The 26,482-nt window shown below is 70.7% G+C and carries 30 protein-coding genes; 15 read left to right on the plus strand and 15 right to left on the minus strand.

The annotated features are described in order from the left end of the window. Nucleotides 1-18: 18 nt before the first annotated feature. Nucleotides 19-492: a hypothetical protein gene (locus ACIOHC_RS24290; protein WP_401844000.1), complete on the minus strand. Its 474-nt coding sequence runs from the start codon at nt 490-492 to the stop codon at nt 19-21. Nucleotides 493-528: 36 nt separating this feature from the next. Between ACIOHC_RS24290 and ACIOHC_RS24295 the strand changes: the two genes are divergently transcribed. The 4 genes from ACIOHC_RS24295 to ACIOHC_RS24310 all read left to right on the plus strand — a co-directional run bounded on the left by ACIOHC_RS24295 (nt 529) and on the right by ACIOHC_RS24310 (nt 1,508). After that, nucleotides 529-789, plus strand: a complete 261-nt coding sequence (locus ACIOHC_RS24295) for a hypothetical protein (RefSeq protein WP_401844002.1) — start codon at nt 529-531, stop codon at nt 787-789. After that, nucleotides 786-935 (plus strand): hypothetical protein, encoded by a 150-nt coding sequence (locus tag ACIOHC_RS24300; protein ID WP_401844003.1) that lies wholly within the window; start codon nt 786-788, stop codon nt 933-935. Before ACIOHC_RS24295 ends, ACIOHC_RS24300 begins: the two co-directional genes overlap by 4 nt. Beyond that, nucleotides 932-1,087 carry a hypothetical protein gene (locus tag ACIOHC_RS24305; protein ID WP_401844004.1) on the plus strand — a complete coding sequence of 52 codons (156 nt, stop codon included), beginning with the start codon at nt 932-934 and terminating at the stop codon, nt 1,085-1,087. The genes ACIOHC_RS24300 and ACIOHC_RS24305 overlap by 4 nt, the downstream gene beginning before the upstream one ends. Nucleotides 1,088-1,313: 226 nt before the next feature. After that, nucleotides 1,314-1,508 (plus strand): hypothetical protein, encoded by a 195-nt coding sequence (locus ACIOHC_RS24310; RefSeq protein ID WP_401844006.1) that lies wholly within the window; start codon nt 1,314-1,316, stop codon nt 1,506-1,508. Between the two features lie 52 nt (nt 1,509-1,560). On the opposite strand, the gene ACIOHC_RS24315 is transcribed toward ACIOHC_RS24310, so the two are convergent. Further along, nucleotides 1,561-1,794: a helix-turn-helix domain-containing protein gene (locus tag ACIOHC_RS24315; protein ID WP_401844007.1), complete on the minus strand. Its 234-nt coding sequence runs from the start codon at nt 1,792-1,794 to the stop codon at nt 1,561-1,563. Nucleotides 1,795-2,374: 580 nt separating this feature from the next. Between ACIOHC_RS24315 and ACIOHC_RS24320 the strand changes: the two genes are divergently transcribed. Together ACIOHC_RS24320 and ACIOHC_RS24325 are read left to right on the plus strand one after the other, a co-directional pair. Then, nucleotides 2,375-2,935 carry a DinB family protein gene (locus tag ACIOHC_RS24320; RefSeq protein WP_365692073.1) on the plus strand — a complete coding sequence of 187 codons (561 nt, stop codon included), beginning with the start codon at nt 2,375-2,377 and terminating at the stop codon, nt 2,933-2,935. A 756-nt stretch (nt 2,936-3,691) separates the two neighbouring features. Then, nucleotides 3,692-4,171, plus strand: a complete 480-nt coding sequence (locus ACIOHC_RS24325; RefSeq protein WP_365692075.1) for a VOC family protein — start codon at nt 3,692-3,694, stop codon at nt 4,169-4,171. A 98-nt stretch (nt 4,172-4,269) separates the two neighbouring features. On the opposite strand, the gene ACIOHC_RS24330 is transcribed toward ACIOHC_RS24325, so the two are convergent. After that, on the minus strand, nt 4,270-5,766 hold the full coding sequence (locus ACIOHC_RS24330; protein WP_401844009.1) for an MFS transporter: 1,497 nt from the start codon (nt 5,764-5,766) through the stop codon (nt 4,270-4,272). A 101-nt stretch (nt 5,767-5,867) separates the two neighbouring features. Here ACIOHC_RS24330 and ACIOHC_RS24335 point away from each other — a divergent pair, with 101 nt between their 5' ends. After that, nucleotides 5,868-6,479 (plus strand): TetR/AcrR family transcriptional regulator, encoded by a 612-nt coding sequence (locus ACIOHC_RS24335; RefSeq protein ID WP_401844011.1) that lies wholly within the window; start codon nt 5,868-5,870, stop codon nt 6,477-6,479. 96 nt (nt 6,480-6,575) lie between these two features. Here the strand turns inward: ACIOHC_RS24335 and ACIOHC_RS24340 are convergent, their stop codons facing one another. The 5 genes from ACIOHC_RS24340 to ACIOHC_RS24360 all read right to left on the minus strand — a co-directional run bounded on the left by ACIOHC_RS24340 (nt 6,576) and on the right by ACIOHC_RS24360 (nt 11,529). Then, on the minus strand, nt 6,576-7,520 hold the full coding sequence (locus ACIOHC_RS24340; RefSeq protein WP_389636449.1) for an NmrA family NAD(P)-binding protein: 945 nt from the start codon (nt 7,518-7,520) through the stop codon (nt 6,576-6,578). Then, nucleotides 7,517-7,876, minus strand: a complete 360-nt coding sequence (locus ACIOHC_RS24345) for a DUF952 domain-containing protein (RefSeq protein ID WP_401844013.1) — start codon at nt 7,874-7,876, stop codon at nt 7,517-7,519. Before ACIOHC_RS24345 ends, ACIOHC_RS24340 begins: the two co-directional genes overlap by 4 nt. A gap of 9 nt (nt 7,877-7,885) precedes the next feature. Beyond that, nucleotides 7,886-9,337, minus strand: coding sequence for a choice-of-anchor A family protein (locus ACIOHC_RS24350; RefSeq protein ID WP_401844014.1), 1,452 nt, complete (start codon nt 9,335-9,337; stop codon nt 7,886-7,888). 150 nt (nt 9,338-9,487) lie between these two features. Continuing rightward, a complete protein-coding gene (locus ACIOHC_RS24355) occupies nt 9,488-10,507 on the minus strand; it encodes an NAD-dependent epimerase/dehydratase family protein (RefSeq protein ID WP_401844017.1) in 1,020 nt (339 codons plus the stop codon). A gap of 74 nt (nt 10,508-10,581) precedes the next feature. Then, nucleotides 10,582-11,529 (minus strand): LysR family transcriptional regulator, encoded by a 948-nt coding sequence (locus ACIOHC_RS24360; RefSeq protein ID WP_351078520.1) that lies wholly within the window; start codon nt 11,527-11,529, stop codon nt 10,582-10,584. 246 nt (nt 11,530-11,775) lie between these two features. Between ACIOHC_RS24360 and snpA the strand changes: the two genes are divergently transcribed. Next, on the plus strand, nt 11,776-12,453 hold the full coding sequence (snpA, locus tag ACIOHC_RS24365) for a snapalysin (RefSeq protein ID WP_351078518.1): 678 nt from the start codon (nt 11,776-11,778) through the stop codon (nt 12,451-12,453). Between the two features lie 137 nt (nt 12,454-12,590). Here snpA and ACIOHC_RS24370 read toward each other — a convergent pair whose 3' ends face one another. The 5 genes from ACIOHC_RS24370 to ACIOHC_RS24390 all read right to left on the minus strand — a co-directional run bounded on the left by ACIOHC_RS24370 (nt 12,591) and on the right by ACIOHC_RS24390 (nt 17,729). Further along, nucleotides 12,591-12,950, minus strand: coding sequence for a GntR family transcriptional regulator (locus tag ACIOHC_RS24370; RefSeq protein WP_351078516.1), 360 nt, complete (start codon nt 12,948-12,950; stop codon nt 12,591-12,593). A 2-nt stretch (nt 12,951-12,952) separates the two neighbouring features. Continuing rightward, a complete protein-coding gene (locus ACIOHC_RS24375; RefSeq protein ID WP_351078514.1) occupies nt 12,953-13,936 on the minus strand; it encodes a DUF1648 domain-containing protein in 984 nt (327 codons plus the stop codon). Between the two features lie 235 nt (nt 13,937-14,171). Then, nucleotides 14,172-14,840 carry a DUF6304 family protein gene (locus ACIOHC_RS24380; protein WP_351078511.1) on the minus strand — a complete coding sequence of 223 codons (669 nt, stop codon included), beginning with the start codon at nt 14,838-14,840 and terminating at the stop codon, nt 14,172-14,174. A gap of 262 nt (nt 14,841-15,102) precedes the next feature. Continuing rightward, nucleotides 15,103-16,107, minus strand: a complete 1,005-nt coding sequence (locus ACIOHC_RS24385) for a family 2 encapsulin nanocompartment cargo protein polyprenyl transferase (RefSeq protein WP_351078509.1) — start codon at nt 16,105-16,107, stop codon at nt 15,103-15,105. A 215-nt stretch (nt 16,108-16,322) separates the two neighbouring features. Further along, the gene (locus tag ACIOHC_RS24390) at nt 16,323-17,729 is read right to left on the minus strand and encodes a family 2B encapsulin nanocompartment shell protein (protein WP_351078507.1); all 1,407 of its coding nucleotides are present in this window, start codon (nt 17,727-17,729) and stop codon (nt 16,323-16,325) included. Between the two features lie 177 nt (nt 17,730-17,906). Here ACIOHC_RS24390 and ACIOHC_RS24395 point away from each other — a divergent pair, with 177 nt between their 5' ends. From ACIOHC_RS24395 to ACIOHC_RS24405, 3 genes are all read left to right on the plus strand, one after another. Beyond that, the gene (locus ACIOHC_RS24395; protein WP_351078505.1) at nt 17,907-18,356 is read left to right on the plus strand and encodes an Rrf2 family transcriptional regulator; all 450 of its coding nucleotides are present in this window, start codon (nt 17,907-17,909) and stop codon (nt 18,354-18,356) included. A gap of 106 nt (nt 18,357-18,462) precedes the next feature. Continuing rightward, nucleotides 18,463-19,659 (plus strand): globin domain-containing protein, encoded by a 1,197-nt coding sequence (locus ACIOHC_RS24400; protein ID WP_365692088.1) that lies wholly within the window; start codon nt 18,463-18,465, stop codon nt 19,657-19,659. 370 nt (nt 19,660-20,029) lie between these two features. Then, nucleotides 20,030-20,923 (plus strand): pyridoxal-phosphate dependent enzyme, encoded by an 894-nt coding sequence (locus ACIOHC_RS24405; protein ID WP_351078499.1) that lies wholly within the window; start codon nt 20,030-20,032, stop codon nt 20,921-20,923. A 9-nt stretch (nt 20,924-20,932) separates the two neighbouring features. Here ACIOHC_RS24405 and ACIOHC_RS24410 read toward each other — a convergent pair whose 3' ends face one another. Further along, nucleotides 20,933-22,537, minus strand: a complete 1,605-nt coding sequence (locus ACIOHC_RS24410) for a Na+/H+ antiporter (protein ID WP_351078496.1) — start codon at nt 22,535-22,537, stop codon at nt 20,933-20,935. A gap of 35 nt (nt 22,538-22,572) precedes the next feature. Between ACIOHC_RS24410 and ACIOHC_RS24415 the strand changes: the two genes are divergently transcribed. The 3 genes from ACIOHC_RS24415 to ACIOHC_RS24425 all read left to right on the plus strand — a co-directional run bounded on the left by ACIOHC_RS24415 (nt 22,573) and on the right by ACIOHC_RS24425 (nt 24,461). Further along, complete coding sequence (locus ACIOHC_RS24415) at nt 22,573-22,833, plus strand: UBP-type zinc finger domain-containing protein (protein WP_351078494.1); 261 nt, start codon at nt 22,573-22,575, stop codon at nt 22,831-22,833. A 264-nt stretch (nt 22,834-23,097) separates the two neighbouring features. Then, a complete protein-coding gene (locus tag ACIOHC_RS24420; protein WP_073781878.1) occupies nt 23,098-23,511 on the plus strand; it encodes an anti-sigma regulatory factor in 414 nt (137 codons plus the stop codon). Beyond that, on the plus strand, nt 23,508-24,461 hold the full coding sequence (locus ACIOHC_RS24425) for an RNA polymerase sigma factor SigF (RefSeq protein ID WP_376219169.1): 954 nt from the start codon (nt 23,508-23,510) through the stop codon (nt 24,459-24,461). The genes ACIOHC_RS24420 and ACIOHC_RS24425 overlap by 4 nt, the downstream gene beginning before the upstream one ends. Nucleotides 24,462-24,856: 395 nt before the next feature. Here the strand turns inward: ACIOHC_RS24425 and ACIOHC_RS24430 are convergent, their stop codons facing one another. Then, nucleotides 24,857-25,234: a hypothetical protein gene (locus ACIOHC_RS24430; RefSeq protein ID WP_351078641.1), complete on the minus strand. Its 378-nt coding sequence runs from the start codon at nt 25,232-25,234 to the stop codon at nt 24,857-24,859. A gap of 266 nt (nt 25,235-25,500) precedes the next feature. On the opposite strand from ACIOHC_RS24430, the gene ACIOHC_RS24435 reads away from it, so the two are divergent. Further along, nucleotides 25,501-26,469 (plus strand): diacylglycerol kinase family protein, encoded by a 969-nt coding sequence (locus tag ACIOHC_RS24435; protein ID WP_351078491.1) that lies wholly within the window; start codon nt 25,501-25,503, stop codon nt 26,467-26,469. The last annotated feature ends 13 nt before the right edge of the window (nt 26,470-26,482 follow it).

A 26,482-nucleotide genomic window follows, 5' to 3' on the forward strand; every position in this document is an offset into this window, starting at 1 on the left:
GACATGCTGGCACGGGGTCTATACGGGCACGATCAGCCTCGGCTTTCCCTGCTCTGCCGTGTAGGTGATCGTCTGCCACGTTCCGGTCGACGGCTCCGCGGTGTGAGGGAATCCGATGGTCATCGACGTGCGATCGACCATCCACCGGTTGCGTGCGTGGTATGCCGGGGTCCGCAGCTCGGCCGCTCCGAGCTCCACAATCTCCGTGATGCGGTCCCTCGTTCGAGCGATGGCCTGCCGCGCTTCAGCTGGCTGCTGGTCCACCGTGCCCGGAGTCACAATCGTGATACTCGCATCCGCCTGACCCGCGAGCCAGAGCAGGGCAAGTGAGTCGATGCCCATTGCACCGCCGATGTAGAAGTGACCCTGCGCGAAAGGGCCGAGGTAGTTGGCGAACAGCTGGCCGTACTCGGCAAGCGGGCGATGTCCCGTGTTCCGGGTTCCTGTAATCGCCACTGTCCGCATGATCAACTCCGTGTCATAGGTTGTCATATCCCGCCGCTCCGTCCCGGCTGAGACCGTCAGTACATGGACGCCACCGACCTGCAAAAACTAGCGGGCCACCTGCGGAGCCATGGGCTGCAGGTCGCCACCCTCGAACCCGAGCTGCGTCTCCACGCGAGCAACCCGCTGCACGGGATGCTCACCGAGGAGATTGTCGCCATCGATGGGCGTTACGTCACGAGCTTCGAGTACGAGATTGGCGAGCAGGGGCACGAGAGGCAGTGCGCCGCTCGCATCGCGTATCTCCTCGCTGTCCCGGCCTCCAGCGCTGCGGGCTCGGCATGACCGCCCCCACGAAGCCGGCCGCCGCGCCGGATGCCGCGTACCGCACCTGGATCGGCCACACCACGGTCTGCGCCACCTGCCGCGCCGGGGCCACGTGTCCCACGGCTGTCCGGCTCGGCCGGGTCTGGCGGGAGGCCCGCCGATGACCCACTGCCCGCAGGGCGAGCATGACTTCGCCATCGAGGACGCCAGAGGGGCCTACTGCGAGGAGCACGGGATCACCCTGATCTGGCAGCCGGATCCCGAACAAGGAGAGGTGCTACCCGTAACAGCGCCGACCGAGAAGGGCCAGAAGTGAACTGCCCCAACTGCGGCGCTTTCACGTACGAAGACAACCTCGGCCAGTGGTTCTGCTCGCAAAACTGCGGGTGGAACAGCGGCTACGCATTGGGAGGGCAACATGAACTGTCCAAGTTGCGGCGCGGGTACTCAGCAAACCCCCACAGGCGGGTGGCTGTGCGGGAACTGCGGTTGGCAGTCCGGAGCCGTGCCTGCTCCGGCACCGCCGGGGGTAGCCTCCGAGCATGACCCGGCACCCCGAACGAGCGCCTAAGCCCGCTGCGACGAGCGGCGAGATCACCCGCACGGACTGTCGACGCTGCGGCCACGAGGTGCACGGCATCGACGGCCGGTACGCGTGCCCACTGTGCGGCTGGGTGAACCACTGGAACGAGGGCCACACGACACTGCCCACGGGACGCGACGACAACCGCGGGTAGCCCCGGCCCTCAAGCCTGCCCCGGCAGGCCGCCCGCATCGGCCTGCCGGGGCTCATTCGCGGACGAGGTCTGCGAGCGGTACACCGAGCGCGTCGGCGATGAGGACGAGGTCGCCGTATCGGGGGTCACTGGTCCCGCGCTCGATCCTCTGAAGTGTCCGGCGATTGATACCGGTCATCTCTGCGAGAACCTCCTGCGTGAGCAGTGCATTGTCGCGGAGGTCTCTGATCCGGATCCCGAGTATCTGGCGCTGGTGGTGGATTCGCTCGGGCAGGTCTCGGGGCACTCGACAAACGTGTGACCTGCATGATTTCTTGTCAGCGACAGGTGTGTCGCTTTTTGTAACACCTACTCAGACGACCGTCTGTTCGCCGAGCACCCCCGGCGGACGGGCGGTCTCTTTGCGTCCCGAACCGGGCCTGGGAGACGTGGGAGACGATTTGGGAGATGATCAAGAGGAGTCGTTGCATTGCTCTGCTAGATACTGCGAGATGTTGCGAGATACGCGGAGCAAGCAACCGCAGGTCAGCGCCATATCTCCAGGTCGGCACCCCACCCGGCTAGCATCCCGCCGGATCGACAGGATCTTCTGGGAGACCAAGAAGGCCTGATCCTGGCTCGGGCCGCCCGACCTTCACTTTCGTGGGTCGAATCGCCCACCCGACCGCACCCGGTCCGCGGGCCGCCGAACACGGCGTCCATGACGGACCGAGTGCGGTCTTCTGCGTACGGGCACGGGTGGGCGCGGATCCGCGGCGTGATGACGGCGGACGCATGGCCGGGGACGAGCCGGACCTGCTCGATGTACGCACACCAGTGGGAAACGCACTGGCCAACTCGGTCCCTCGCGGACCAACATGACACGCATGAGCGACACACCCGCACGCTGGAGCCCGGCAACCGTCTACCCCGACATGTGGGTCGACCCGGACGACGACCCCCGCCACAACGAAGGAGTTGGTTCGGACGGCGAGTTGGCGACGCTGCAGGACTTCCTGACGAACTACCGCATGACCCTGCGGATGAAGTGCCAGGGCCTGGACGCGGAGCAACTGGCCCGTCGGTCGGTTCCGCCGTCGACGATGTCGTTGCTGGGCCTGGTTCGGCACCTCGCCGAAGTGGAACGGGACTGGCGCAACTGGATCAGCGACGGTGATCCGCTGCCGAAGCTGTACGGCAAGCGCGACGCGGACTTCGACGGCGCCGTCGCCGATCAGGCCGAGGTCGACACCGCGTACTCCGACCTGGAGCGCGAGCAGGCCGCGACCGATGCCGCGCTGGCCGAGCACCCGGATCTGGGCGAGCGCCTGGGGAAGGACCGCATTGCGGTGCGGGAGCTGATGGTTCACAGGATCGACGAGTATGCCCGTCACTGCGGGCACGCCGACCTGCTGCGCGAGTGCGTCGACGGCAGGGTGGGCCAGTGAGGTTCCCTCGGCGAGGACCGTTTCCGAGACGTGCCGAGGACGAGGACGGGGTCCTGCACCTGCTCCGTGACGACGGGACCGGACTACCCAGCGTCCGGGAGAAGGAGCCGGCCAAGGAGCCGGCCTTCATGGACGGCCGCGTGCTCACCGGCCGAATCGGCCGACACCGCTGGGCCGTTCGGCATGCAGACAGGCGTGAGGCGTGCCTGGCTGTCGTCGACCTCAGTCGGCATGCGGAGGACCTTTCGCACGCCGATTGCCATGGGCCGCTCTGCCACGGCTCCCGCAAACTGCGGGACTGCGCGGTCCCGTTACGAGAAGCGTAGGGTCAACTCCCTTCGGGGGCGAGCCGTTTGTCCGGGGTGAGGGCCCGGGCGGCCGTCCCGGCCCTCACCGTCACCAGAGGCCTGCCGGACCTCGCCCGAACCGGGGGGCGATCGTTCCGGTCCGTTGGCCTGCTGCGATGCTGTCGGTCGCCGTCCATGCGGCCGCCGTCGTCGTCTTCGTCGCCGGTCACTCTCGCCGCACCCACCGGGACCATATGGAGCCGGACGGGACCGATTCCCCTCTTCGTACACGGAGGACGGGATCGATCCCGGCCCGGACCGGACGCGCACCGATCCGTGGCTGTCGGCCGTCGACCGGGGTGTCACCGATACCCCAAATGTGACCGATGAGTTTCCGGGGCGGGATCAGTCGGTATGGGTGGACATGCGCGCAGCAGGGACAGACATGCGCTCACGACAGGAGACAGGGATGACCACCGAGGGCTTCACCACATGTCTGTGGTTCGACGGACAGGCAGAGGAGGCGGCGGAGTACTACCTCACGGTCTTCAAGAACTCCCGCCTCGGCAGGATCGGCCGCTACACCGAAGCGGGCCCCGGGCCCGCCGGGTCGGCGATGGCGGTCGAGTTCGAGATCAACGGCCAGAAGTTCGTGGGGCTGAACGGTGGACCGCAGTTCACCTTCAACGAGTCCATCTCGTTCCAGATCCACTGCGCGGACCAGGACGAGGTGGACTACTACTGGAGCAGCCTCACCGACGGGGGCGAGGAGGGGCCCTGCGGCTGGCTGAAGGACAGGTACGGCGTCTCCTGGCAGGTCGTCCCCGAGGTGCTGATCGATCTGATCGGCGACCGGGACGCGGCGAAGGCGGCCCGCACCACCGCGGCGATGATGACGATGAACAAGCTGGACATCGCCGCGCTGCGGAAAGCGCACGACGAGGGGTGACAGGGCCAGGATGCCGGACGGATCGGCCTCCGTCCGGCATTCTCGCGTCACCGCGGGGCCCACGTAGAAGGTTCGCGCCGCCGCGGAGGCGTCCCGCGTCACCGGCGCGAGCCGGCCCTCGTCCGACGGGGACCGAGGAACGCGCCCGCCAGCAACGCGCCGGCCAGCACCAGGGCCGAGTCGACCAGGATCGCGGCCGAGACGCCCGACAGGACGCCTTCGGGTCCGGTGTCGCCGACGAAGGACATCCGGGCGGTGGTGACGGCACTCATCACCGGGATGCCCATCGTGATGCCGACCTGCTGGGTCATGGTGGCGAGGCCGGTCGCCAGGCCCTGTTCCTCGTCGGCCAGTCCGGAGGTCGCGGTGACCATGAAGCCGACGATCACCAGCATGTTGCCGATGCCGCCGATGAACGTGGCCACCAGCAGGAGCCAGATCCATGCCCCCGACGTTCCGAGCGCCACCAGGGGAAGAGTGGCGACGGCCTGGACGACGCCACCCATGACGATGGTCGCCCGGCTGCCGAACCGACCGACCGCGCGACCGCCGGACGCGCCGCCGATCACGGTGCCGATGCCCAGGACACCGAAGGCGAGACCGGTGGCGAGCGGCGAGTAGCCGAGAACCTCCTGCAGATAGAGGGTGAGCAGGAAGACCAGTGAGGTCTCGGTGACGAAGGCGATCAGGCCTGCGGCATTGCCCCAGATGACACTGCTCCGCTTCAGGATGCGCACGGGAACCAGCGGCGCAGCGGCCCTCTTCTCCACGTGCCAGAAGCCCACGAGGAGCACGAGACCCGCGAGGAGTGCGGCCAGGGTGGTGGGCGTGGTCCAGCCGGACTCACCTGCCTGGGTCAGTCCGTAGACGAGCAGGAGCAGTCCGCCGGTGACGGTCACGGCTCCCGGGACGTCCGGCCGGGGACGGTTCGCAGGGCGCGAGTCGGTGATGACGGCGGGGGCGAGAGCCACCACCAGGGCGGCCACCGGCACGTTGACGAAGAAGGCCCAGCGCCAGGAGAGCAGATCGGTGAGCAGCCCACCGAGGATGGCCCCGGCGGTGAATCCGGCGGACATCAGAGCGCCGTTGAGGCCCAGCGCGCGCTCCCGCAGCGGTCCCTCCTTGAAGGCGGTGGTCAGCAGGGCAAGTCCGGCCGGGGTGACCGCGGCCGTGGCGAGACCCTGCAACACCCTTGCGGTGATCAGGACTTCGGGCGAGGTGGCAAGTCCGCCCAGGGCGGAGGAGAGACCGAGGACGACCATGCCGCCCAGGAACAGCCGCTTGCGGCCGACGAGGTCGGCGACCCGGCCGAACAGCAGGGTGAATCCGGCGGCGGCGAGCGCGAACGCGGTGGCGATCCACTGCAGGCGGGAGAGCGGGAAGCCGAGACCCTCGCCCACGACGGGCAGCGCGACGTTCAGGATCGAGAAGTCCACGGCGATCATGAACTGGGCGCCGAGAAGGAGAGCCAGGACGAGCTTCTGCCGTCCGGTCATACGGATCTTCGAGTGCGGGGCGGCGACCGGAGCGGTGGCGTCGGTGGCGTCGGTGGCGTCGGTGGCGTCGGGTGATGGTGCGTGACTGGGTGCGGACATGATGGCCCTTCCTCGATGAGAGGCATAACGGGACTATGGTTCCGTTAAGATGAGGGTCACGGTAACAGAGTCGGACCAACTAATGGAACTGGAGACCCGTTATGGCGCGCGAGGATGCGGAACCCGGCACCGTCCGACCCGGCGGCCGTACCGCCCGGGTACGCGAATCCGTCCTGCGGGCCGCGGGCGACGCCCTGGCCGAGCACGGCTTCGACGGTCTGGACCTCGCAGACGTCGCGCGCCGCGCGGAAGTCGGCAAGACCACCGTCTACCGGCGCTGGTCCACACCCACCGGCCTGATCGCCGACCTTCTCCACGACATGGCCGAGCAGTCCTCACCCCGTACGGACACGGGCTCCCTGGCCGGGGACCTCAGGGCCAACGCCCGGCTGGTGGTCACCACCCTCACCGATCCGCGACAGGGCGCCCTGTTCAAGTCCGTGATCGCGGCGGCGACCTGCGATCCGCGCACCGCGGAGGCGCTGCACCGCTTCTACGCGATCCGCGTCACGGAGTGGTCGGGCTGTGTCACCGACGCCGTCGGGCGCGGCGAACTGCCCCCGGGCACGGACCCGGACGAGGTGATCCGCGCCGTGTCGGCGCCCCTCTACTACCGGCTGCTGGCCAGCGGCGACCCGCTCGACGAGGCGGCGGCGGACCGCGCCGCCGAAGCCGCGGTCGCGGCGGCGCGGGCGGGCGCGTACGTGAGGTGAGGGGCGGGCGGGCGGCCACGTGGGCACGCAGACGTGCCGCCCGGGGGTGGCCGACGCCTGCGGTGCGGCCCGCCGCACACCCGGCCCGACCGGAGATCAGTCCGTCTTCAGCAGATGCCGGTAGCTTTCCGGATTCTCCCTGAGATACGCGGCCAGGCTCGTCGCCGGATGCCCGGTGAGGTGCGGTACGGCGTCCGAGACCGTGGACATCTCGCCTGCGGCGATGGCCTCGTACGACGTCACCCAGCCGGCCACCTCCCAGTCCTCGGCCCCGTACCCGGCCCGTGAGGCGTACGCATCGTCGCGGGTCTCGGGCACGTAGGTGACGGTCCGTCCACTGGCCCGGCCGATCTCCTCGGCAGCTTCGGCGAGGGTGAACGCCTCGGGGCCCGTGAGGTCGTACGTGACCCCGTCGTGGCGGGTTCCGTCGCTCTCGGTGTCGGCCAGCAGCACGGCGGTCGCGGCGTCCGCGATGTCCTCGTGCCCCACCGCCGCCACCCGGCCGTCGCCGCCCGGACCGCGCAGCACCCCGTCGGCGCCGGTCATCGCCGGGAGTCCCGCGAGGTACAGATTGTCGCGCAGGAAGGTGTAACGGACCTCGGCGACCCGGATGTGCGCCTCGGTGTGCCAGTGGTCCCGGGCGAAGGTGAACGTCGCTTCCGGCGCGGCACCGACGAAGGAGACATAGACGATGCGTTCGACGCCCGCGGCGACCGCCGCGTCCACCGCCGTCGTGTGCTGGCGCACCCGGTCGGGACTCTCGTGCGCCGACACGAGGAACAGGGTGTGCGCCCCGGCGAGGGCGCGGCGCATGGCTTCCCCGTCGCCGTAGGGAGCGGGCGGCGCGATGGCCGCGCCGGGCAGCTCCGGCAGCCGGGACGGGTCACGGCCGAGGAGTCGCACGGGCACCCCGGCTCGTGCGAGGCGCCGTGCGACACGGCCGCCGACCGCACCGCTCGCGCCGGTGACGGCGACGATGGGAGCGCTGATGCTCGCCGGGCCGGTGCGACCCGTGGGTCCGGTGGGGGGTGCGGGATTCATGCGGAGTCGCCTTCCTTGCGGAGCCAGGGGCGCACCTCCACGACCGCGTCCACCGGGACGGGGCCGTAGATGTGCGGGAACTCCTCGCCGCCGGGCGCGACGGACTCGTACCGTACGGGGGCCGGGAGCAGGGCGGGGTCGATGACGAGGACCACCAGGTCCTGGTCACCGGCCCCGGGCCGGCTCCCGGCGCCGTACAGCGTCTCGGCCACGCCGTCGAGCTGGTGCGGCAGCGAGCAGTGGATGAAGCCCTCTTCGTGCAGGGTGCGGCCGCGGGTGGACATCTCGCACGTCCCGATCCCGCGGGCCGCCTCCCACAGGGGGCGTTCGGTGAGGTGCAGCAACAATTCGGCCATGGGCCAAAGCTAGCCGCGTCGACGCGCCCTGCGGGCCATCAGCGTGGCCGCCGATCCGGCCACGAGGAGAACCGCCGCAATGCCGCCGAGAATCCATTCGCCGCCCGAGGAACCCGTGTTCGGAAGCGAGCTCCCGTGTCCCGGGTCGTCCGGCCACTGGCGATCGGGCTTGTGCGACCACTCGTGGTCCGGCTCGTGCGACCACTCGTGCTCCGGCTTGTGCGACCACTCATGGTCCGGCTCGTGCGACCACTCGTGCTCCGGCTCGTGCGACCACTCATGGTCCGGCTTGTGCGGCCACGAGTGGGTGGGCTTCGGTGCGGGCGTGGTGTGCGAGGGAGTCGGATGGGGGGTCTTCGATTCCGACGGGGTCGGAGTCGGGGTCGGGGTGGGCTCCTCGCCGCAGGTCGGCAGATCCCCGTCGAAGGGATAGGCGTGCAGCTCCTGGCCGCCGGACTCCCCCTCGGAGGTGTGGGTCAGTGAACCCGCGGTGTAGAAACGGCCGTTGGTGCCGCTCATCGCGAGCGTCGTCACGCTCGACCGATTGCCGACCAGCACGCTGCCCTGGAACTGACCGGTGCCCTTCAACCCGATCTCGGTGGCGTCGGGAAAGTTCCACATCAGGTGTTCGCGGAGCCCGGCCTGGGGCAGCGAGCCCATCAGCGTGCTGATGTTGCGGCTGCTGCCGTAGACGTTGACCAGCACGGTCGCGCCGTCCGGAATGCCGTTGAACGCGATGCCCTGCTGCCCGCCCTGGGCCGACGTCACATCGGCGTCCACGGCGAAGACCTGGAGCGCGGAGCTGCCGTCACCGGTGAACACGGTCTCGAAGCCGTTGTTCTGCACGGTGCCCGTGGCCGGCCGGCGGTGGTCCTTGTCGTCGTCGTACGCGTAGCAGTGGCTGGCCGCGGTCAACTGGTCGCGCAGCACGGTGTACGGCGCCGTGGCCCCGGGGTCCTTGACCGGCGCCGGGATCACCGTTCCGCTGAGGTTCTGGGCGTACTTCACCACGCCGTGGTTCGGCCCTTCTTCGGCGAGCAGCCGCTCACCGGTCGCCACGGTCAGATCGCCGCCCACGGTCAGATAGTCGGAATCATTGGGCGGTGGCACCCGGGAGCCCACGCCGACTACGCCGACGTTGTAGATCCGCGAGGCGCTCGCACGCTTGGCCATGTCGAAATCGCCAAGGGTGACAATCTTCCCCTCGGCCTCGGCGGCGGCCTCCCGGACCAGGAAGTCACCGCCGACGAAGATGTTGATGTTGCTGTCGTGTTCGGTGACGGGCCGATTGCTCGGGTCGGGCCATGCCGTCGGACAGTCGTTCCCCAGACACGGGCCGAGCCCGCCGGGCAGCGGGTCGGCGACGGCGGTGGACGCGAGCGTGCCCACCATCGCCGCAGCCGCCGTCACGGCCACCGCCGCCCGGATACTTGTACCGCACCTACGTGTACGTGTTGACATATAGGGCAATATGCAGCTTTTGTGAATAAATGATCAGTATGGCACGCCGTTCGATGTCCGATCTACCTGGATACTCCGATATGTGAAACCACGTCACGGCAGGCCGCGCGCTCGGGGTGCATCGGCGCACGCCACATGTACGCACGTGCGTCAGGCCGTGTCCGCCAGCAGTTCGGCCTCCACCCGCGGGTCCAGGCCGACCGGGGCCCGGTCCGGCCGTTGCGGGGCCACGCCGCCCAGCTCCCCCAGCCACTTCCAGGTGTCGGCGACCGTCTCCTCGACCGGTCGGCAGCGCAGACCGGCCGCGTGCGCCTTGCTGACATCGCCCCGGTGCAGGGTGTCGTACAACTCGCCCGGCGGCAGCCAGACCGGCAGATCGCTCCAGGGCTCCACCCCTGCCGCCAGGATGGTCTCCGCGGGGGTCCAGCGGAGTTCCGCAGCGGAGCCGGTGACGCGTACACAGGCTTCCAGCAGCTGCCCCATGGTCGCGTGACCGGGCCGGCTGACCAGGTTGTACGGCCCGTGCAGGCCGGCGCGGCCGGCTTCCAGGAGCCAGTCGGCGAGGTCGCGGGCGTCGATGTACTGGAGCATCAGGTCGGGCGTACCCGGGGCCAGTACGGGCCCGCCGCGGGCAATTCGCAGCAGCCACCAGGGCAGCCTGCCGATGTTCTCCCCCGGCCCCAGGATCAGCCCCGCGCGGGCCAGGAGGGCGCGGTCCCCGAAGGCATCGAGCGCGGCCAGTTCCCCGCCGCGTTTGGCGAGCGGGTACGGGACGTCCCCACCGGCGTCGGGCGAGGCACCGGACACCAGCGGGCCGTCCTCGGGCAGACCGGCCGGGGCCGGACAGTCGTACACGGAACGGCTGGAGACGTACGCGTACCGGGCGGCCCGGCCGGCCAGCAGACGGGCCGCGTCCCGTACGGCCGCGGGGGCACCGCTCCACGTGTCGACGACCAGGTCCCAGACGTGCGAGCCCGCGCCGCGACCGGCGGCCCCGGCCAGCGCGGCGAGGCCGTCTTGGGCGGTTCGGTCGCCGAGGAGTTCCGTCACGCCCGGCGGCGGCGCGTGACGGCCTCGGTGGAACACCGTCACCTCCCAGCCGCGCGCGAGCGCCGCCTCGGTGACGGCCCGGCCGACGAATTCCGTACCACCCAGCGTCAGAAGCCTCATGGGACCCGACTCTGCCCGCCGGACACCCGGATCGGAACCGTTCCTCGCTCTCGGCGGAATCGGACAGCGGTCCGTCACGGCGTGCGGGCGAGCGGACTGCGGTTGCGCAGCAGCCACTGGTGGTACCCGGCCGCGCGCTGGGCCGCCTCCCGGTAGGCCGCCTCCAGCTCCGCGTACACCGCCGCCATGTCGGCGCCCGGCCGGGACACCAACAGCAGCCGTACCGCGAGGGGGTCGTCGCGCAGGGGTCGGATCGCCATGTCGTCGCGCGGTCCGGAGGTGGGCTGGCAGGGGGCGACCGCTTCGCCCAGCACGACCAGGGACGCGGCGGTGAGGTAGTCGCCGTGCAGAACGGTGGGCGCGAGGCCGGCCTCTCCGAACACCCGGCGCAGCCCGTCCCATTCGCCGTCGACAGTGGGGTCGACCATCCATCGGTCGGCGGCCAGGTCCCCGAGGTCGACCACGGGCCGGGCGGCGGCCGGATGGTCCCGGGCCATGCAGATGAACTGCGGTTCACGGTCCAGGAGCACGCGCTGCACCAAGCCCTCCGGGACGGTCAGCGGGCAGCCCTCGACCTCGTGCACGAAGGCGACGTCGAGCCCGCCCGCCTCGACCGTGCGCAGCAGCGCGCTGGCCGATACGTCGACCCGCAGCGAGATGTCCGTGTCGGGCAGCCGGAGCCGCAGTCTGCGCAGCCAGCCGCCGATGACCCGGCTGGCGGTGCAGCCGATGCGCAGCCGCGGGCCGCGCACCGCGTCGGCCTCCGCCTTCGCGTCGCTGACCAGAGCCGTCATCCCGTCGACCAGGGGGCGGGCCCGGCTGAGGACGGCGCGGCCGAGCAACGTCGGTCGGCAGCCGGTCCGTTCCCGGCGGAACAGCTCGGCGCCCAGGGCGTTCTCGATCCGGCGCAGCTGGGTGGTCAGGGAGGGCTGACTCACACCCAGCGTGCGGGCCGCTCGGTGCAGGCTGCCCGTGTCGGCGATGGCGCACAGCGCCCTGAGGTGTCTCACCTCAAGCTCCATGCCGTCGAGCGTAGGGCGGCGGGTGGCTGACGCACCAGACGCCACAATCCCATCAAAACCCTTTAATTCAGCGGGAGTTGTCAGATGCTTCGTCGACAGGACCGGAGGTGGCGATAGGCCGGTGCTATCGCCGGTTGACATCATCCGCCACGGCTTCCGCTCCCCGACACTCTCTCCGTACCGCCTCCCGTCCGAGTCCGATCATCGGACGGGTTCATCGGATCGGTAATCGGTAGGAGACCCCCCATGAGACACCCCAGGACCGTCCTGTCGGCCGTGGTCGGCCTCGGCTTCGGACTCGCGGCCGCGCTGGGCACCGCACCCGCCATCGCCTCCTCTCCCGCACCCGCCGCACCGCCCGCCGCCGCCTCGGCGGAACACGCGGGCTACACCGCCCACTCCGGGTCGCACGAGAGCGCCGCCGCCAACAAGGCGTTCTTCGAGGCGGTCGCCAAGTCCGTCGCCGAGAAGCGGGCGGCCAACCCCGGCGCCCAGTCGGTCACCATCGTCTACAGCACGGCCAACGCGCCGAGCTTCCGCACCCAGATAGCCAACAGCGCGCAGATCTGGAACAGCTCGGTCTCCAACGTCCGGCTGCAGGAAGGCTCGAACGCCGACTTCGCCTACTACGAGGGCAACGACCCGAGCGGGTCGTACGCCAGCACCGACGGGCACGGCAACGGCTACATCTTCCTCGACTACGCGCAGAACCAGCAGTACAACTCGACCCGTGTCACCGCCCACGAGACCGGCCATGTGCTCGGCCTGCCGGATCACTACTCCGGTCCGTGCAGCGAGCTGATGTCGGGCGGCGGCCCCGGCACGTCCTGTACGAATCCCTACCCCAACGCGAACGAGCGCAGCCAGGTGAACTACCTGTGGCAGAACGGCTTCGCGGCCGCGCTCGCGCGCAGCTCCTCCTGACACCGCCCGGCAGCTCAACGGCCCGGGCGGCCACCTCGTAGGACGGGGTGGCCGCCCGGGCCCGCGGACGAAGACCGAAAAGGAGCAGTCCGGCGACGTGCCGCCACGCCGGGCCGGCCGTCGCAACCCTCCCCGGCCTACGGGCTGTTGAGCGCGGTACGGACCAGGGACAGCAGCTCGTCCTCCGTCATCCCCAACTCACGTGCGTCCGCTACCACTTCGCGCACCCGCCCGAGCAGTCGGGCCCGGTGCGGGGACGCGCCGCCGGTGACGACCGCACCGCGCCCCCGGCGCAGTTCGATCAGCCCCTCCTCGCGGAGCTGCTGATAACCCCGCAGCACCGTGTGGACATTGACCCCGAGGGACTCGGCGAGCACCCGCGCGGCGGGCAGCCGCTCGCCCGGTGCCACCGTCCCGTCGGCGACGGCGCGGCGCACGGATGCCGCGATCTGATCGCCGAGCGGCACGGTGGAGGTGGGATCGACCCGGAACAGCATGGTCAGTGCTCCGCCCGTCGCTGGTCGATCAGGGTGTTGAGGAGCGCGGCCGCGGTCGCCGAGTCGTCGACGGTCACCGCGAAGTCCCGGCCGCCTGCCAGCGTCGCCACGATGCCCTCACCGGAGCGGATCATGACACCGGTCCGCCCCGGGCGGATGCGGTAGCCCCAGCCGCCGTACTCCGTGAGGGGGTTGATGTGCCGGCTGGTGACCGTCTCGATCCGGTCGAGCGGCACCCTCAGGCGCGGCCAGGGGAGCATGCCCGAGACGGTGATGCCGCGCCGGTCCACCACCACGTACGGGCGGGCGAAGCCGGCCATCAGCACCCCGAGGAGCAGCGGCGGGATCGCGACCGCCCAGCCCGAGACGAACAGCAGCACCACTCCGCCGACCACGAGCGCGAGCGCGATCAGTGGCAGCCACCAACTGCCGGTACCGCGCGCCCATCCGGCGACCTCCCCGTCGGCGAGCGTGATCCGCGCTTCGTCCATGGCCGGCACGGTCGCGGCCGACGGCTCCGGTACGGGGGCGAGCGCGGCCATCGCCAGCCCCAGCCCCCAGGCGAGCACGGCGACTCCCAGGGCGACGGCGAGCTGCCACATCGGGAGCGACACCCCCTGGGCGTCGCCCCGCGCGTTCTCGGCGGCATCCACGTTGGCGATCAGCACGGCGGCCATCACCCAGCCGAGGAACCCGGCGAAGGCATAGCCACCGGCGGTCAGCCGGCGATGGGCGCGCCCGTAGAACTTCCCCCGCACCACCATGAGGGTCCACAGCGTCCCGATCACGGCGAACAGCAGGACGTCGGCCACGACGTGCCCCGTCTGCCCCATGTACCCGTTCGCCCGGCCGTCGGCCCGGAAGTGGCTGGCCGGCTGCCCGGGCAACCGGTCGCGGAACGCGACGAACAGGACCAGGTCGGCGACGAGCGCCAGCAGGAACGGCAGGGCGACGAGCGTCGCGCGGCCCAGGTTCTTACGCATCATGAAAACCTCCATTGTTCGCATGTTAGTAGAACAATGGAGAGCCGACAAGATTCCGGCGGGCGCCGGGCAGGTCTTCGCGCCATCGCATCGGGCAGCCCCACGGGATCCTTATGGGCGGCAACGTCCGGGGCCTCGCGGCGGGCGGAGACCGCCGGGGCCCGGAACAACGAAACCGTCCCGCACCGGATCGGTTCCGGTACGGGACGGGACGGTTTCAGCGGTGGGACAAGGAGGATCAGGCCAGCTCCAGCGGGAACGCGCCCCGGTGGCCGGTGCCGGCACCCCGGTCCGGGCGGGGCTCGTACTCGCGGCAGCTCCAGACCTCCTGGACGAATCCGGTGCGCCGGTCCCACAGGTCCACGACATCGCTCTCACCGGCTGCTCCGCGGTAGGCGTCCTTGGCACCCCGGAAGCATGCGAGACCGCCGGAAAGGCCCCGGCCGGGGGCCGGGAAGTAGTCGGAGAAGGCACAGGCGATGCAGGTCTGGAGGCGCACCCCGGGCGGCAGGGTGCGCTGGATCGTGGCGAGGGCGGACGCGAAGTCGCTCTCCGCGCGGTGGGATCCGTAGGCGGCCCCGCCGAACTGCAGCTCCAGGTGGAGGTACGGATCAGGGCGGCGCAGCGCCAACAGGCAGCTGAGCGTGGCGTGGTGGACGGCTTCGTCCCAGAGGACCGGGAGTGGCAGGTCCCACTCCAGGACGCAGTCGCCCAGCGCGCCGTCCACCAGGGCGAACAGGCCGTCGGCCGGTGGAGTGCCGGCCACCGGGGTGAGGCCGTCGAAGCTCTCGCCCTCGAAGTCGATGCCCCTGATCCGGAGGCGGAGTTGCTGTCCGTCGGTGGTGAGGATGACCGCGTCGGAACCCTGCCGGTCCCGGTACCACCCTGCCCATGACTCATCTGTCATGGGCACGGACTGTAGCCCGTGCCCATGACAGTCGCCCGGTCGCCCTCCTCTTCACCTCACGGGCCTTGTGACCTCGGCTCCTTGCTCCGTTCCTCCTTCCACCGTCCCCTTCCTCGCTCCGCGCCCTCCGCTCCCCTTCGGAGTACCGCCTCCGCCGCCGCGTGTGCCGCCTCCTCCTCTCCGCCCCCCGGCTCAGTGCGTCCGGCTCAGTGCGTCCGGCTCAGTGCGTCCCGCTCAGTGCGTCCCGCTCGGCACGTCCGGCTCAGTGCGTCCGGCGGGTGACGAACTCCGCCAGGGTCAGGAGGTCGCCCGCCGGGGCCAGGTCGGGTACCGCCCGGGACAGGTGGTGGACCGCGCGGGCCATCCGGTCCGCAGCGCTGATCTGTGCCCAGTCCCGGCCGCCGGCCCGGTCGACGGCGTCGGCGGCGCGGCCGACCTCACCGGGTGTGTTCATGGATCCCCGGTAGAGCTCGGCGAGTTCGGCCGCCGCAGGGGTGGCGGAGGTCAGTGCGGCGACCACGGGCAGGGATTTCTTGTGGGCGACGAGATCCGCCCCGACCGGTTTCCCGGTCTGTGCCGGATCCCCCCAGATGCCGATCAGATCGTCGATGAGCTGGAAGGCGAGACCGGCCTCCCGGCCGAAGCCGTCCAGCGCGCCGACCGCCCGCTCCTCCGCGCCGGCGTACAGGGCTCCCAGTGCACAGGCGCAGCCGAGCAGCGCGCCCGTCTTGGCGGTGGCCATGGTCAGGCACTCGTCGAGCGACACCTCGTCCGGACCTCGGTCCTCGAAGGCGCAGTCGGCCTGCTGGCCCGCGCACAGCTCGATGACACAGGCCGAGAGCCTTGCCGAGGCACGGGCCGAGGCCGGGTCGGTGTCCTCGGCCAGCAGCCGCTGGGCGAGGGCGAGCATGGCGTCGCCGGCGATTACCGCGTCCGGGATGCCGAAGACCGCCCAGGCGGTGAGCCGGTGCCGACGGGTCCGGTCCTCGTCGATGATGTCGTCGTGCAGCAGGGTGAAGTTGTGCGCCAGCTCCACTGCGACGGCGGCCCGTACCGCCCGTTGCGGATCGCCGCCCAGCGCACGGGCGGCGGCGAGGACGAGCGCGGGTCTGATCGCCTTGCCCGCCCGCGTCGCGGACGGGGTGCCGTCGGCCTCCTGCCAGCCGAGGTGGTACAGCGCCACCCGGCGCAGGGATCCGGGCAAGGACTCGACGGCGGCGCGCAGTTGGGGATCGACGAGGACCCGGGCCTGTTCGAGAAGGGCCATGGCCTCCTGCCCCTGCGCGGCCGGGAGGGGTGCCGTGGCCTCCGAGCCCCGGAGGCCACGGGCGGCCGGATCGTCGTCCCCCGGGGCCCGGGGGGTGGGTGATGGGGGTGCGTGATGGGTCTTCACTGGGACGTCCTCCCGAGGCCGCCCCGGGCACGGCTGCCCGGTGGCGGAGGTTGACGGGGCCCGGACACCGGCGCCCGGGCCCCGAGGGTCTACCGCCGACGGCTGACCTCGACGTTTTCCAGCACGCCGAGTGCGTCCGGTACGAGGATGGCCGCGGAGTAGTAGGCCGTCACCAGGTAGGAGATGATCGCCTGCTCGTCGATGCCCATGAAGCGGACGGACAGACTGGGCTCGATCTCGTCCGGGATGCCGGTCTGGTGGAGACCGATCACGCCCTGCTCGTCCTCGCCCGTCCTCATGCAGATGATCGACGTGGTCCGGGCGTCGCTGACCGGGATCTTGTTGGACGGGAAGATCGGTACGCCCCGCCAGGCCGGCACACGGTGTCCGCCGACGTCCACGGTCTCCGACACCAGACCGCGCTTGTTGCACTCGCGGCCGAATGCGGCGATGGCCTTCGGGTGGGCGAGAAAGAGCTTCGAGCCGCGGCGGCGTGAGAGCAGTTCGTCCATGTCGTCGGGGCCGGGCACACCGTCGTGCGGCTGGAGGCGCTGCCCGTAGTCGCAGTTGTTGAGCAGACCGAACTCGCGATTGTTGATCAGCTCGTGCTCCTGGCGCTCGCGCAGCGCCTCGACCGTGAGCCGCAACTGCTGCTCGGTCTGGTTCATCGGCTGGTTGTAGAGGTCGGCGACCCGGCTGTGGACCTTCAGCACGGTCTGGGCGACGCTCAGTTCGTACTCGCGCGGCGCCGCCTCGTAGTCGACGTACGTGTGCGGGACGACGGCCTCGCCGACATGGCCGGCGGAGAGGCCGATCTCCGCCTCGCCGTACTTGTTGGTGCGCTGCCGCGGGACGCTGAGCAGTCCGGCGAGATGGGCGCGGAGCGAACCCGCGCGCTCCGCGAGGTTGAGCACATCCGCCCGCCGGAGCGTCAGCACCTTGCAGTCGGTGACGGCGCGGGCGGTGTACTCCCACACGGCGTCGCCGTCGATCAGGGCGTGGTCGCCGAAGTAGGCCCCGTCGGCGTGGACCCCGAGCACCGTCTCGTCCCCGTACCGGCCGGTGCCGACCTTCTCGACCTTGCCGTGCGCCAGCAGGAAGACGCGGTCCGCCGCGTCCCCGGTGGTGGCCAGCACCTGGCCGGCGGCGATGTCGCGCTGCTCACACCGCCGGGCGAGCTCGCCGAGCACCTCTTCGTCACCGAAGTCCCGCAGAGCCGGAAGCTCTCCGAGCTCAGCGGGGATGACCGCGACCCGGTCACCGGTCTGCACGAAGGTCACCCGGCCGTCCCCCACCGAGTAGCTCAGCCTCCGGTTCACCCGGTACGTGCCGCCCTGCACCTGGACCCACGGCAGCATCTTCAGCAGCCACCGTGAGCTGATCTCCTGCATCTGCGGAGCGGACTTGGTGGTCGTCGCGAGGTTCCGCGCAGCCGCCGTGCCCAGACTCTGCTGCGGCGGCACCGGCGCGTTCTGAACCTCTTCACCAACGGACATGTGACGCCCTTTCGATCATTGGTCGACCTGCGCGAAGAAGCCTTTCAGCACGGAGAGTCGGCACGCCATTACACAAATGAGTGCGACTAATCGGCTTTGGGCTGGGCACGACGCTCAGCGATGTCCACGGGCGGCATTAACTTGCATCCGCAATGCAAGTTATCTAGCGTGGCCGTCATGCGGCTGACGAGATTCACCGACGTGGCACTGCGCGTGCTGATGCGCCTCGCCGTCGTGGAGAACGAGGATCCGCCGACCACGCGGGAGGTGGCGGCCACCATGGAAGTGCCGTACACCCACACCGCGAAGGTCGTCGCCAAGCTCCAGCATCTCGGCCTCATCGAGGCACGCCGGGGCCGCGGCGGCGGACTCAGTCTCACCGGAGCGGGCCGGTCCGCCTCCATCGGCGCGCTCGTCCGGGAGCTCGAAGGACCCGGCGACGTCGTCGACTGCGAGGGCTCCGCCCCATGCCCCCTGCGCGCGGCCTGCAGACTGCGCGGCGCGCTGCGCCTGGCCGAGGAGGCCTTCTATGCCTCGCTCGACCCGATCACCGTCACCGAACTCGTCGCCTCCCCCACCGGACCGCTGCTGATCGGCATCAGCAGCAGCCGCCCGGCCCCCGGCTGACCCGGGGCCGGACCAGCGCACACCACACCACAAGCGCCGCCACCCGGTTCCGCGCTGCCCAAAAATAAGAATCTTAAATACCAATTCTAGATCCAGGAGTCCACAGATGCTCTCCGAGACGTCGACCGCCACTGTCCGCGCCACCCTCCCCGCCGTGGGGGCGGCCATCGGGGACATCGCCGATCTCTTCTACCGCAAGCTCTTCGACGCCCACCCCGAGTTGCTCCGCGACCTCTTCAACCGCGGCAACCAGGCATCCGGCGCCCAGCGCCAGGCGCTCGCGGGCTCCATCGCCGCCTTCGCGACCCTGCTGGTCGAGCAGCCGGACACCCGACCCGACGTGATGCTCGGCCGGATCGCCCACAAGCACGCCTCGCTCGGCATCACCCCCGCGCAGTACGACATCGTGCACACGCATCTGTTCGCCGCCATCGCCGAGGTCCTCGGCGACGCGGTCACCCCGGAGGTCGCCGCCGCCTGGGACGAGGTCCACTGGCTGATGGCGGGCGCCCTGATCTCGATCGAGGAGCGGCTGTACGCGCAGCAGGGCATCGTCGCCGGGGACGTGTGGCGCGAATGGGAGGTGATCGCCCGGGTCGAGGAGACCGCGGACGTCGCCACCTTCCAGCTCCGGCCGGCCGACGGCTCCCCCGCCCCCGTCTTCCGCCCCGGTCAGTACGTCTCCGTGCAGGTGGAACTCCCCGACGGCGCCCGCCAGATCCGCCAGTACAGCCTTTCCAGCGCCCCGGGTTCGCCGCTGCGCTCGATCACCGTCAAGCGGGTGCACGGCGGTGGATCGCCCGACGGCGAGGTCTCCCGTCATCTCCACGCCGAGGTCGGAGCCGGTGACCGACTGCGGGTCTCCGCCCCGTACGGCGACCTCGTGCTCGACAGCACGGACGCCCCGCTGCTGCTCGCCTCCGCGGGCATCGGCTGCACCCCGATGCTCTCGATGCTGGAGCACCTCGCGGCGACCGGCCACCGCGCCCCGGTCACCGTCGTGCACGGCGACCGCTCCCCCGCCGACCACGCGCTGCGCACGGACCACGCCCTGCTGACCGGCAAACTCGCCGACGCCGCCGCCCACTTCTGGTACGAGAACCCGGAGCCCGGCCACCGCGCCGACCGCACCGGACCGGTCGACCTGAGCGACCTCGCGATCGCCCCGGGCACCCACGCCTACCTCTGCGGTCCGCTGCCCTTCATGCGCACCGTGCGCGGTCAGTTGCTGGCCAAGGGGGTCCCGGCGGCCGACATCCACTACGAGGTCTTCGGCCCCGATCTGTGGCTCGCGCAGGACTGAACCCGGCCCGTTCTCGCGGGGTCCGACCGGATCGACTCGCTCACGCTCCGGACCACCGGTCCGGCAGACGGCCCGGAGAGCGACACGCGTGATCGCCAAGGACGGCCGGGTCCATCCGGTCGCCACGGCAGGGCGGTCCACGCCGGACTCGGCGACGCCGACGTCCTGCGCGCCGTCGTCGCCGAGAAGCACCTCCCCTCCACCAACGAGACCGACCCGGACGGTCGGCCACAAGGAGTGGCAGCCCGGCAGGATCGATCCACGCGGCTTCACGACGGACTCCGCGCGGGACCGGAACCGGGACCGCCTGAAATGCCCCGTAACCGCCCCTGTCCGGTCCGGCCCGGTGCGGCACGACGACAATGGCGTCATGCCTTCCGAAGTGTTCGACCTGTCCCGCCTGCGGCCGGTGCTCCCGTCACCTCTGCAACCGGCCGAGGACGACCGCTTCGCGCGCCACGGCGTGCGGCTGCTGCTCAAGCGGGACGATCTGATCCACCCCGATCTCCCGGGCAACAAATGGCGCAAGCTCTCCCCCAACCTGCGGGCCGCCGCCGGGCGCACCGTGCTGACTTTCGGGGGCGCGTACTCCAACCATCTGCGGGCCACCGCCGCCGCCGGGCGGCTGCTCGGCTTCCCCACCGTCGGGGTCGTACGCGGCGACGAACTCGCCGACCGCCCCCTCAACCCCTCGCTGGCCCGGTGCGCCGCCGACGGGATGACCCTGCATTTCATGGACCGCAGGACGTACCGCGCCAAGGCCGATCCGGAGGTCCTGGCGGGGCTGCTGAGCACCTACGGGGAGTGCTGCGTCATCCCGGAGGGCGGGAGCAACGCCGCGGCCGCACAGGGCTGCACGGAGCTGGGCCAGGAGCTGCGCGGCAGGGCCGATGTGGTCGCGGTGGCCTGCGGTACCGGCGGCACCCTCGCCGGTCTCGCCGCCGGTCTCGCGCCGGGGCAGCGCGCCCTCGGCGTCCCGGTGCTGCGCGGCGGTTTCCTCGGCGACGCGGTACGGGAACTGCAGCAGGAGGCGTTCGGCGGGGCGGCCGGGTCGTGGTCCTTGGACGAACGCTTCCACTTCGGTGGATACGCTCGTACGCCCCCGCCGCTGCACGCCTTCGCGGACGACTTCGAGCAGCGGCACGGGCTGCCCGTCGAGCGGCTCTACGTCGCCAAGCTGCTGTACGCGCTCACCACGCTCACCGAAGAGGGAGCCTTCCCCGCGGGAACCACGGTCGCGGCCGTCGTCACGGGCCGGCCGTAGACGCCCCCGTCAGGGCGCGCTCGATTCCTCCCGGTAGGCCGCCGCCTCCTCCAGGTCGAGCCGTCTGAGCAGCGTGCGGAGCATCTCGTCGTCGATCCGCCGCTCGTCCCGCAGCCGTACGAAGACCTCGCGCTCGGCCTCGATCATCTCCCCGGCCAGACGCCGGTACGTGTCGTCCGCCGACTCCCCGGTCACCGGGTTGGCGGCGCCGAGGCGCTCCCACACGGCGTTGCGGCGGCGCTCCAGGACGGCGCGCAGCCGGTCGGTGAGCGGTCCGGGCAGAGCGTTGCGCCGGTCGGTGAGGAGTTCCTCCAGGCGTGCCTCGGCGGCCGTGGACGCCTCGCTCTGCGCCTGCGCCTCCGCCAGCGTCTGTGCCGTCGCGTCGCGCCCCGGAAGCCTGAGGACGCGCACCAGCAGCGGCAGGCTGAGCCCCTGGATGACGAGGGTGCCGATGACGGTGGTGAAGGTCAGGAACAGCACGAGGTTGCGGGCCGGGAAGGCCTGCCCGCCGGTCGTGACCATCGGGATGGAGAAGGCGATGGCGAGCGAGACGACCCCGCGCATCCCGGCCCAGCCGACGATCAGCGGCGCCGTCCAGTCCGTGCCGGGCTCGCGCTCCCTGATCCGCTTCGACAGCCATCTGGGCAGATACGTCGCCGGGTAGACCCAGACGAAGCGGACCACGACGACGGCGAGGAACACGGCGAGCGCGTACCAGAGGGCGTCCGCCACGGCGTACGTACCGAGCCCCTTCAGTACGAAGGGCAGTTGGAGCCCGATCAGCGCGAAGACCGCGGACTCCAGGATGAACGCGACCATCTTCCAGACGGCCGCCTCCTGGAGCCGGGTCGCGAAGTCGACCTGCCAGGCCCGGTGACCCAGATAGAGCGCGACGACGACCACGGCGAGCACCCCGGAGGCGTGCACGCGTTCCGCCGCCGCGTACGCCACGAAGGGGATCAGCAGGGACAGCGTGTTCTGCAGCAGCGCTTCCTTGAGGTGCGTACGGAGCCAGTGCAGCGGCACCATCAGCGCCAGGCCGACCACGACACCGCCGACGGCCGCGAGGAGGAATTCGCCGATCCCGGCGCCCCAGCTCATGCCCTCGCCGACGGCGGCGGCGAGCGCCACCTTGTAGGCGGTGATCGCGGTGGCGTCGTTCACCAGGGACTCACCCTGCAGGATCGTCGTGACCCGGGCGGGCAGCCCGACCCGGCGGGCGATCGCGGCGGCCGTGACGGCGTCCGGCGGGGCGACCACCGCGCCGAGCACCAGCGCGGCGGTGGGCGGCAGATCGGGCACGAGGCGGTACGCGAGCCAGCCGACCGCCGCGGTCGCGAACAGCACGTAACCGACGGAGAGCAGCGCGACCGGCCGGATATTGGCCCGCAGATCGAGGTACGAGCTGTCGACCGCCGCCGTGTAGAGCAGCGGCGGCAGCAGCAGCGGAAGTACGACGTGCGCGTCCAGGGTGTACGTCGGCACCCCGGGCAGATACGAGGCGATCAGCCCCGCCGTGACCAGCAGGAGGGGGGCCGGCACGGGGGTGCGGCGCGCGGCCCCCGCGACAGCCGCACTGGCTGCGACCAGTGCCACCAGAGGCAATGCGTCCATCTCACGGTCCTCACATCCGTCGTAACCTGACAATCATGAGTGACTGCCCGCACCTGTCCGAACTGCCGCGCCCCGAGCCGGCCCCGCTCAGCGAGACCTGTACCGGCTGTCTCGCGGCGGGCACCCACCCGGTGCAGCTGCGACTCTGCCTCGCCTGCGGCCATGTCGGCTGCTGCGATTCGTCACCGCTGCGGCACGCCACCGCCCACTTCAAGGAGACCGGTCATCCGGTGATGCGGAGCTTCGAGCCCGGCGAAAGCTGGCGCTGGTGCTTCGTGGACGGTTCGATCGTCTGACGTCCGGGTACGTCAATCCGGCGCCGGTTGTTCGGAATTGACCTCAGCAGACCCCTAGCCACCGTTTGTGCTCATAGGCTTACCATGAGTGACACTCGTGGGCTGGGGCCGTCCGTTCGCGATCCGCGGGCAGGCCCCGGGGCCCGGCGACACGGCATCATGGATCGCGATAGCGTCGCCGGACCAGAACCGAAGACGTACCGCATGGCTCCGGGGCACCCTTCCCGGACCCTCGAAAGAGTTTGTGCCACCTTGGAGGTGAGGGTGTCCCAGATCGCAGGCGAGCCCGGGAATCAGGACTTCGTAGAGGTCCGGCTGCCCGCTGCGGGTGCCTACCTGTCAGTGCTGCGTACGGCCACGGCCGGCCTCGCAGCGCGCTTGGACTTCACACTCGACGAGATCGAGGATCTCCGCATCGCCGTCGACGAGGCCTGCGCGATCCTGCTCCAGCAGGCCGTGCCGGGCTCCGTCCTCAGCTGCGTCTTCCGGCTCATCGAGGATTCTCTTGAGGTGACGGTGTCGGCGCCGACGACGGACGGCCGGGCGCCGGAGCGCGACACCTTCGCCTGGACGGTGCTCTCCGCGCTGGCCGGCAAGGTCGACTCCTCGGTCGCCGACGACCGCACGGTCAGCATCAGCCTGTACAAACAGCGCGGCGCGGGACCCGGGCCGGCGTGAGCAACGGGAACGGGGACGGTCCTGTGCGGGACGAGACGATCCGACCAGGGGTGGTGCGCGCAGCGGGCATCCCGGAGCAGCAGGCCCTGCCCCATCCGGAGGACGGGGCGGACGGGCCTGCGGGCCCCACGGTCGCGTTGGAGCAGTCGCAGGCGGAGCGGGCAGGCCAGATGAGCGAGCACGGGCACCACGATCCACATGACCGCAGCGGGGCGCGGGCGCTGTTCGTCGAACTGCGCGGGCTTCCCGACGGATCGGCCGAGAAGGCGGAGCTGCGCAATCGGCTGGTGCGGATGCATCTGCCGCTCGTGGAGCACCTGGCCCGCCGGTTCCGCAATCGCGGCGAGCCGCTGGACGACCTGACCCAGGTCGCCACGATCGGGCTGATCAAGTCGGTCGACCGGTTCGACCCGGACCGAGGCGTCGAGTTCTCGACGTACGCGACACCCACGGTCGTCGGCGAGATCAAGCGCCACTTCCGTGACAAGGGCTGGGCGGTCCGGGTGCCGCGTCGGCTCCAGGAGCTGCGGCTCTCGCTCACCACGGCCACCGCCGAACTCTCCCAGCAGCACGGCCGCTCGCCGACGGTGCACGAGCTGGCGGAGCGGCTGGGCATCTCCGAGGAAGAGGTCCTGGAGGGCCTGGAATCGGCCAATGCGTACAGCACGCTCTCGCTGGACGTGCCGGACACGGACGACGAGTCCCCCGCGGTGGCGGACACTCTGGGCTCCGAGGACGAGGCGCTGGAGGGCGTCGAGTACCGGGAGTCGCTCAAACCGCTGCTGGAGGACCTGCCGCCGCGCGAGAAGCGGATCCTGCTGCTGCGGTTCTTCGGCAACATGACCCAGTCGCAGATCGCCCAGGAGGTCGGCATCTCGCAGATGCACGTCTCGCGACTGCTGGCCCGCACCCTGGCGCAGCTGCGTGAGCGGCTGCTCGTCGAGGAGTAGGGCGGGAGACGCGGGGCGGGGGTCCGACGCCTGTGCGCGGAGCCGACGCGAACGCCGACTCCGTGCGCCGGGCAGTCGCTGCGGGACAGCCGGCTCGGGCGGCGGCTGGGCACGGGCAGCGGCTCGTGTCCGCCCGGCAGGCGGTGGCCGGGCCATCAGGTGCGGCGGTGTCGCGCGCGTGACAGCCGCAGCGAAACGGCCCGCTCATGCGTCCCGGCGGCCGACGGCTCCCGTGGCTCAGAGCCTGTCGGGTGGCCTCGGATCGGATGGCGGACGTGGCCTGGTGCGTGCGATTCCGAGGCGGAGGAGGGAGTCGACGCGGAGCATTGGCGACCAACGCGGGAAGCGTGCGTGCCAGGGCGTGGCCGCCCGGTCGGAGGTCACCCGACAGGCTCTCAGGCGTCCGGCGTGGTGCCCGGCCTGCGAATGCCCAGTTCGTCGATCGTCGTCGGCCTGACCAGCTGATAGAGCGCCGTCAGGACCACCGCCGCGAGGACGATCCCGGCCGGGATCAGCACGCCGTGGGACCTCAGCAGGGTCCAGGCCACCGGAAGCCCGATGATCTGCGTGATGAGCGCGGGGCCGCGGCTCCAGCTGCGCCGCAGCAGCAGGCCACGTGCGGCGATCAGCGGGATCAGGCCGAGCGCGATCAGCGTGAGGCCGCCCATCTCCGCCTGCTGCGGGCTCTCGGGGCGCCCCAGCAACCCCATCACCAGCATGTAGATCCCGCCGACGACGAGCGCCGCCCCTTCCAGGGCGTTGAGTCCGGCCACGAGCGTGATCCTGCTCGGCTTCGCCGGTCCGACCGAGGGCGCGGGCGACTCCGAAACCGACTCGGAGGTCGGCTCGGAGGGCGTGTTCTGCTGAGTACTCACCCTTGCAGGTTGGCATCCCGGCACCGCGAAAGCGAAGCCGGGGGTCGGAAACGTACGGGAACGGACGACCGCCCCTCGCCCCACCGCACCCGGTCCGTCACCGAGCGTGAAGGCCATGGGGCGGGACTTCAGAGCGATACCACTCGGTAGGTAGTCTGGCCGTCATGCGCGCACTCCTTGTGGTCAATCCAGCTGCTACCACCACCAGTGCGCGGACGCGTGATGTGCTCATCCACGCACTGGCCAGCGAGATGAAGCTGGAGGCCGTGACCACCGAGTACCGGGGCCACGCCCGGGACCTGGGCCGTCGGGCCGCGGACTCCGGGGAGATCGACCTGGTGGTCGCCCTGGGCGGCGACGGCACGGTCAACGAGGTCGTCAACGGCCTGCTCCACAGCGGCCCCGACCTGGACAACCTGCCGAGCCTCGCGGTGGTCCCCGGCGGCTCCACCAATGTCTTCGCGCGCGCCCTCGGCCTGCCCAACGACGCGGTGGAGGCGACCGGCGCGATCCTGGACGCGCTCGCCAACCGGACCGAACGCACGGTCGGCCTGGGACTGGCGGCCGGCACCCCCGGCACCGCGGACGAGTCGGTCCCGGAACGCTGGTTCACTTTCTGCGCCGGACTCGGATTCGACGCGGGCGTGGTCGGCCGGGTCGAACAGAAACGCGAATCGGGTAAGCGCTCCACGCACGCGCTGTATGTCCGCCAGTTCGTCCGGCAATTCCTGGAGGAACCGCACCGCAGACACGGGGCAATCACGCTGGAGACACCCGGACAACCGCCTGTGACCGATCTTGCACTGTCGATAATCTCCAACACGGCCCCCTGGACCTACCTGGGGAATCGCCCCATGTACGCGTCCCCCAGAGCCACGTTCGACACCGGCCTGGACGTGCTCGGACTGAAGCGGCTCTCCACCGCGGCCGTGGCCCGGTACGGCACCCAACTGCTGACTTCGAGCCCCGAGAAGGGCCCGTCCGGGAAGCATGCCGTTTCACTCCATGACCTCACGGACTTCACCTTGCATTCAAAGGCGCCACTACCCTTTCAGATGGACGGCGACCATCTGGGAGTGCGCACCAGTGTGACGTTCACAGGCGTACGCCGTGCACTGCGTGTGATTGTGTGAGTGGAAGTGACCA

The sequence above is a fragment of the Streptomyces sp. NPDC088252 genome, from assembly GCF_044740965.1.
In the GTDB taxonomy this organism is placed as follows: Bacteria; Actinomycetota; Actinomycetes; order Streptomycetales; family Streptomycetaceae; genus Streptomyces.

Coding starts and splice junctions, on each gene's coding strand:
- ACIOHC_RS24295 (WP_401844002.1), top strand. CDS start 529: ATGGACGCCACCGACCTGCAAAAACTAGCGGGCCACCTGCGGAGCCAT.
- ACIOHC_RS24385 (WP_351078509.1), bottom strand. CDS start 16,107: ATGGCCCTTCTCGAACAGGCCCGGGTCCTCGTCGATCCCCAACTGCGC.
- ACIOHC_RS24310 (WP_401844006.1), top strand. CDS start 1,314: ATGACCCGGCACCCCGAACGAGCGCCTAAGCCCGCTGCGACGAGCGGC.
- ACIOHC_RS24375 (WP_351078514.1), bottom strand. CDS start 13,936: ATGATGCGTAAGAACCTGGGCCGCGCGACGCTCGTCGCCCTGCCGTTC.
- ACIOHC_RS24415 (WP_351078494.1), top strand. CDS start 22,573: ATGAGTGACTGCCCGCACCTGTCCGAACTGCCGCGCCCCGAGCCGGCC.
- ACIOHC_RS24305 (WP_401844004.1), top strand. CDS start 932: ATGACCCACTGCCCGCAGGGCGAGCATGACTTCGCCATCGAGGACGCC.
- ACIOHC_RS24300 (WP_401844003.1), top strand. CDS start 786: ATGACCGCCCCCACGAAGCCGGCCGCCGCGCCGGATGCCGCGTACCGC.
- ACIOHC_RS24400 (WP_365692088.1), top strand. CDS start 18,463: ATGCTCTCCGAGACGTCGACCGCCACTGTCCGCGCCACCCTCCCCGCC.
- snpA (WP_351078518.1), top strand. CDS start 11,776: ATGAGACACCCCAGGACCGTCCTGTCGGCCGTGGTCGGCCTCGGCTTC.
- ACIOHC_RS24395 (WP_351078505.1), top strand. CDS start 17,907: ATGCGGCTGACGAGATTCACCGACGTGGCACTGCGCGTGCTGATGCGC.
- ACIOHC_RS24405 (WP_351078499.1), top strand. CDS start 20,030: ATGCCTTCCGAAGTGTTCGACCTGTCCCGCCTGCGGCCGGTGCTCCCG.
- ACIOHC_RS24370 (WP_351078516.1), bottom strand. CDS start 12,950: ATGCTGTTCCGGGTCGATCCCACCTCCACCGTGCCGCTCGGCGATCAG.
- ACIOHC_RS24330 (WP_401844009.1), bottom strand. CDS start 5,766: ATGTCCGCACCCAGTCACGCACCATCACCCGACGCCACCGACGCCACC.
- ACIOHC_RS24435 (WP_351078491.1), top strand. CDS start 25,501: ATGCGCGCACTCCTTGTGGTCAATCCAGCTGCTACCACCACCAGTGCG.
- ACIOHC_RS24345 (WP_401844013.1), bottom strand. CDS start 7,876: ATGGCCGAATTGTTGCTGCACCTCACCGAACGCCCCCTGTGGGAGGCG.
- ACIOHC_RS24320 (WP_365692073.1), top strand. CDS start 2,375: ATGAGCGACACACCCGCACGCTGGAGCCCGGCAACCGTCTACCCCGAC.
- ACIOHC_RS24390 (WP_351078507.1), bottom strand. CDS start 17,729: ATGTCCGTTGGTGAAGAGGTTCAGAACGCGCCGGTGCCGCCGCAGCAG.
- ACIOHC_RS24290 (WP_401844000.1), bottom strand. CDS start 492: ATGACAACCTATGACACGGAGTTGATCATGCGGACAGTGGCGATTACA.
- ACIOHC_RS24355 (WP_401844017.1), bottom strand. CDS start 10,507: ATGAGGCTTCTGACGCTGGGTGGTACGGAATTCGTCGGCCGGGCCGTC.
- ACIOHC_RS24380 (WP_351078511.1), bottom strand. CDS start 14,840: ATGACAGATGAGTCATGGGCAGGGTGGTACCGGGACCGGCAGGGTTCC.
- ACIOHC_RS24340 (WP_389636449.1), bottom strand. CDS start 7,520: ATGAATCCCGCACCCCCCACCGGACCCACGGGTCGCACCGGCCCGGCG.
- ACIOHC_RS24335 (WP_401844011.1), top strand. CDS start 5,868: ATGGCGCGCGAGGATGCGGAACCCGGCACCGTCCGACCCGGCGGCCGT.
- ACIOHC_RS24410 (WP_351078496.1), bottom strand. CDS start 22,537: ATGGACGCATTGCCTCTGGTGGCACTGGTCGCAGCCAGTGCGGCTGTC.
- ACIOHC_RS24360 (WP_351078520.1), bottom strand. CDS start 11,529: ATGGAGCTTGAGGTGAGACACCTCAGGGCGCTGTGCGCCATCGCCGAC.
- ACIOHC_RS24350 (WP_401844014.1), bottom strand. CDS start 9,337: ATGTCAACACGTACACGTAGGTGCGGTACAAGTATCCGGGCGGCGGTG.
- ACIOHC_RS24325 (WP_365692075.1), top strand. CDS start 3,692: ATGACCACCGAGGGCTTCACCACATGTCTGTGGTTCGACGGACAGGCA.